Origin of the sequence: Bacillus hominis, from assembly GCF_018332515.1 — a bacterium.
Taxonomy (GTDB): Bacteria; Bacillota; Bacilli; order Bacillales; family Bacillaceae_G; genus Bacillus_A; species Bacillus_A hominis.
On sequence record NZ_BOQD01000405.1, the window covers coordinates 1 to 472 of the forward strand.

Consider the following 472-nt stretch of genomic DNA (forward strand, 5'->3'; position numbering starts at 1 on the left):
AAGGTATTTAATCTATACCCTTCTCCATATATGTTCTGAATAATGTTACCTGTTTTATCATCGATTTTGGTCCTAATTTTCTTTATATGTACGTTCATGATATTTTGATTTCTATCTTCGAGTTGCCATAAGTAATCAAAGAAGTGTTCTTTTGTTAGAATTCTATCCCTATTTTCATACAAATAGAAAAATATTTTACGCTCAATCGCTGTAAACACAACTTCATCACGCAAACCATTAATGAAAACCCTTTTATATTCTGCATCTATAAATAAATGTTTAATTTGCGTGAAAGTACCATATTGATTATCTAACATTTTCTGAATTCTTAACAATAATTCTCGAGGATCAAAAGGTTTTATCATGTATTCTTCTCCAATGATAAGACCTTTTAGTTTACTATCCATATCATTCCGAGCTGATAGAAATATGATTGGAATATTTAATCCTAGATTTTTTATTTTCTTTGTAA

The 472-nt window shown here is 28.0% G+C and carries 1 protein-coding gene; it reads right to left on the reverse strand.

All coding sequences use genetic code 11. The features are described 5' to 3' along the window. On the reverse strand, nucleotides 1–472 hold a 472-nt coding region (locus KI356_RS25735; RefSeq protein WP_212936855.1), incomplete at both ends, for a response regulator transcription factor.